Origin of the sequence: Pseudomonas sp. NPDC087690, from assembly GCF_044743175.1 — a bacterium.
Taxonomy (GTDB): Bacteria; Pseudomonadota; Gammaproteobacteria; order Pseudomonadales; family Pseudomonadaceae; genus Aquipseudomonas.
Window position 1 is genome coordinate 156,933 of the sequence record NZ_JBIUVX010000005.1, and the last position, 4,337, is coordinate 161,269.

At 60.4% G+C, this 4,337-nt stretch carries 3 protein-coding genes; 1 reads left to right on the plus strand and 2 read right to left on the minus strand.

The window, feature by feature from the left end; genetic code table 11:
- The coding region (locus ACIPIZ_RS10055) for an HU family DNA-binding protein (protein ID WP_401165165.1) at positions 1-129 on the plus strand (129 nt) is incomplete at its 5' end.
- 196 nt (positions 130-325) lie between these two features.
- On the opposite strand, the gene rlmF is transcribed toward ACIPIZ_RS10055, so the two are convergent.
- A complete protein-coding gene (gene rlmF / locus ACIPIZ_RS10060; protein WP_150646930.1) occupies positions 326-1,345 on the minus strand; it encodes a 23S rRNA (adenine(1618)-N(6))-methyltransferase RlmF in 1,020 nt (339 codons plus the stop codon).
- A 232-nt stretch (positions 1,346-1,577) separates the two neighbouring features.
- On the minus strand, positions 1,578-4,337 hold a 2,760-nt coding region (locus tag ACIPIZ_RS10065; protein WP_401165160.1), incomplete at its 5' end, for a valine--tRNA ligase.

The following is a 4,337-nucleotide window of genomic DNA, read 5'->3' on the forward strand; positions in this document are numbered from 1 at the left end:
CTGAAAGTGACCGAGCGTCCTGCCCGCACTGGCCGTAACCCTTCGACTGGCGCTGCCATCGAAATCCCTGCGAAGAAAGTGATCAAGCTGGTTGTGGCCAAAGGCCTGACCGACGCTGTGAACAAGTAAGACGCAGCAATAAAAAACCGTGCTCCGGAGTGATCCGGGCACGGTTTTTTTGTGTCTGCGATTTGGCGAGGCGTTACGCCGCCTGTAGGAGCTGTGGAGTGAAACGAGGCTGCGATTTTTTGATCTGGCTCTTCAGGGTCAAGATCAAAAAAGATCGCAGCGTGCCGCAGCTCCTACAGGGACAACGACGCAGGTGTCAGCGCGTCCAGCGCTCGCGGCGCCAGATCTGCTGCTCGGACTTGGTCTGGAACGTCCACGCCACGAAGCGGCTCTGCTTCTGCCCCTGCGACATCTCTACGACCTGGCTTTCCAGTACGCCAGCCTTCTTCAGCGCAGTTTCAATGGCGGGCAGGTTCGAGGCTTTCGAGACCAGCGTGCTGAACCACAACACTTTGTGCTGGAAGTTCGCGCTTTCGGCGATCAGTTGCGTCACAAAACGCGCTTCCCCGCCTTCACACCACAACTCCGCCGACTGCCCGCCGAAGTTCAGCACCGGCAGTTTACGTTTCGGATCAGCCTTGCCCAGTGCGCGCCATTTGCGCTCGCTGCCCTTGGTCGCTTCGTCCATCGAGGCGTGGAACGGCGGGTTGCACATGGTCAGGTCGAAACGCTCACCTGGCTCCAGCAAGCCAATCAGGATGTGCTTGCGGTTTTCCTGTTGGCGCAGTTGGATGACCTTGCTCAGGTCGTTGGACTGAACGATGGCCTTGGCAGCAGCCACGGCCGTCGGGTCGATCTCCGAACCGAGGAAGTGCCAGCGGTATTCGCTGTTACCGATCAGCGGATACACGCAGTTGGCGCCCATGCCGATGTCCAGCACGTTGACGATGGCGCCGCGCGGGACCTTGCCGTCGTTCATGCTCGCCAGCAAATCCGCGAGGAAGTGCACGTAATCGGCACGGCCCGGCACAGGCGGGCAGAGGTAATCCGCCGGGATGTCCCAATGCTGGATGCCATAAAACGACTTGAGCAGCGCCCGATTGAACACGCGCACCGCATCGGGGCTGGCGAAGTCGATGCTTTCCTTGCCGTACGGGTTGGTGATCACAAACTTCGCCAGTTCCGGCGTGGTCTTGATCAGCGCCGGGAAGTCATAACGACCCTGATGGCGATTGCGCGGGTGCAGGCTGGCCTTTTCGCGCGGTGCAACGGCTTTGGCCGGGGTCGCGGAGTCAGGCTTCTTGCGCGCAGGTTTGGGTGTGCGGGGGGCGTTCATGGGCGTGGTCGATTCGGGTATGGCTGAAAGTGGCGGGTATTGTCCCACATCTAAAGGCAACACCGTTCAAACTGTGGGAGCGAGCCTGCTCGCGAAGGCGGTTTCACATCCGGCAGATTTGTCGACTGACCCACCGCTTTCGCGAGCAGGCTCGCTCCCACAGGGGATTCGTGGTGATCAGGAATAAAAAAGGGAGGCCACCCGGGCCTCCCTTTTTCATTGCGATTTGCCCTTACAGGCTGGCAATCCGCGCATGCTGCTCGGCCAGTTTGCCCAGGGCCTGTTCAGCCTCGGCCAGTTTGGCGCGTTCTTTCTCGATGACTTCAGCCGGGGCCTTGTCAACGAAACCGGCGTTGGACAGTTTGCCGCCAACGCGCTGGACTTCACCCTGCAGACGCAGGATTTCCTTGTCCAGACGCGCGAGCTCAGCGCCCTTGTCGATCAGACCGGCCATCGGCACCAGCACTTCCATCTCGCCAACCAGCGCGGTCGCGGACAGCGGCGCTTCTTCACCAGCCTTCAGAACAGTGATCGATTCCAGACGCGCCAGTTTCTTCAGCAGCGCTTCGTTCTCGGTCAGACGGCGCTGGTCTTCAGCGCTGACGTTCTTCAGGTAGATCGGCAGAGGTTTGCCCGGGCCGATGTTCATTTCGCCACGGATGTTACGCGTGCCGAGCATCAGTTCCTTGAGCCACTCGATGTCATTTTCGGCGGCCGGATCGATGCGTTCTTCGTTGGCCACTGGCCACGCTTGCAGCATGATCGTCTTGCCCTGAATGCCGGCCAGCGGCGCGATGCGCTGCCAGATTTCTTCAGTGATGAACGGCATGAACGGATGCGCCAGGCGCAGCGCCACTTCCAGTACCCGCACCAGCGTACGGCGAGTGCCGCGCTGACGCTCAACCGGGGCGTTCTCGTCCCACAGCACTGGCTTGGACAATTCCAGGTACCAGTCGCAGTACTGGTTCCAGATGAACTCGTACAGCGCTTGCGCGGCGAGGTCGAAACGGAACTGATCCAACTGACGGGTCACTTCGGCTTCGGTGCGTTGCAGCTGCGAGATGATCCAGCGATCCGCCAGCGACAGCTCGTAGGCTTCGCCGTTCTGGCCGCAGTCTTCACCCTTGTCCAGAACGTAACGTGCGGCGTTCCAGATCTTGTTGCAGAAGTTGCGATAGCCTTCAACGCGGCCCATGTCGAACTTGATGTCGCGACCGGTCGAAGCCAGCGAGCAGAAGGTGAAGCGCAGGGCGTCGGTGCCATAGCTGGCGATACCGTCGGCAAACTCGTCGCGGGTCTGCTTCTCGATTTTCTTCGCCAGTTTCGGCTGCATCAGGCCTGAGGTGCGTTTCTGCACCAGTTCTTCCAGCTCGATACCGTCGATGATGTCCAGCGGGTCAAGGACGTTGCCCTTGGACTTGGACATTTTCTGGCCTTGGCCATCACGCACCAGACCGTGCACATAAACGGTCTTGAACGGCACCTGCGGGGTGCCGTCCTCGTTCTTGATCAGGTGCATGGTCAGCATGATCATCCGGGCAACCCAGAAGAAAATGATGTCGAAGCCCGTCACCAGCACGTCGGTGGAGTGGAATTTCTTCAGGAATTCGGTCTGCTCAGGCCAGCCCAGCGTGGAGAAGGTCCACAGGCCGGAACTGAACCAGGTGTCGAGTACGTCGTTGTCTTGCTGCAGCGCCACGTCCGGGCCGAGGTTGTGCTTGGCACGCACTTCGGCTTCGTCGCGACCGACATAGACCTTGCCCGACTCGTCGTACCAGGCCGGAATCCGGTGGCCCCACCACAGCTGACGGCTGATGCACCAGTCCTGGATGTCGCGCATCCACGAGAAGTACATGTTTTCATACTGCTTCGGCACGAACTGGATACGACCGTCTTCAACGGCGGCAATCGCAGGCTCGGCCAAAGGCTTGGTCGATACGTACCACTGGTCGGTCAGCCACGGCTCGATGATGGTGCCGGAGCGATCGCCTTTCGGCACTTTCAGGCCGTGGTCGTTGACGCTGACCAGCAGGCCGGCGGCGTCGAACGCAGCGACGATCTGCTTACGCGCTTCAAAACGCTCAAGGCCGGCGTATTCAGCCGGAATCGCGCCATCAATGCTGTCGTTCAGCGTGCCGTCGAGGTTGAACACCTGGGCTGCCGGCAGCACGTTGGCGTTCTTGTCGAAGATGTTCAGCAGCGGCAGGTTGTGGCGCTTGCCGACTTCGTAGTCGTTGAAATCGTGGGCCGGGGTGATTTTCACGCAGCCGGTGCCGAATTCAGGATCGCAGTAGTCGTCGGCAATGATCGGGATGCGGCGGCCAACCAGTGGCAGCTCGACAAACTTGCCGATCAGGGCCTGGTAGCGCTCGTCGTTCGGGTTAACCGCGACGGCGGAGTCGCCGAGCATGGTTTCCGGACGGGTAGTCGCGACGATCAGGAAGTCGTTGCCTTCAGCGGTTTTCACGCCGTCGGCCAGCGGGTACTTCAGGTTCCACAGGAAGCCTTTTTCGTCGTGGTTTTCCACTTCGAGGTCGGAAATCGCCGTGTGCAGTTTGGTGTCCCAGTTGACCAGACGCTTGCCGCGATAGATCAGACCGTCTTCGTGCAGGCGCACGAACGCTTCTTTGACCGCTTCCGAGAGGCCGTCGTCCATGGTGAAGCGCTCGCGGCTCCAGTCAACGGACGAGCCGAGGCGGCGGATCTGACGGCTGATGTTGCCGCCGGACTGATCCTTCCACTCCCAGACTTTCTCGAGGAATTTTTCGCGGCCCAGATCGTGGCGATTCTGGCCCTGGGCTTCGAGTTGACGCTCCACCAGCATCTGCGTGGCGATACCGGCGTGGTCGGTACCCGGCTGCCACAGGGTATTGCGACCCTGCATGCGGCGGAAACGGATCAGCGCGTCCATGATCGCGTTGTTGAAACCGTGACCCATGTGCAGGCTACCGGTGACGTTCGGCGGCGGAATCATGATGGTGTAGGAGTCGCC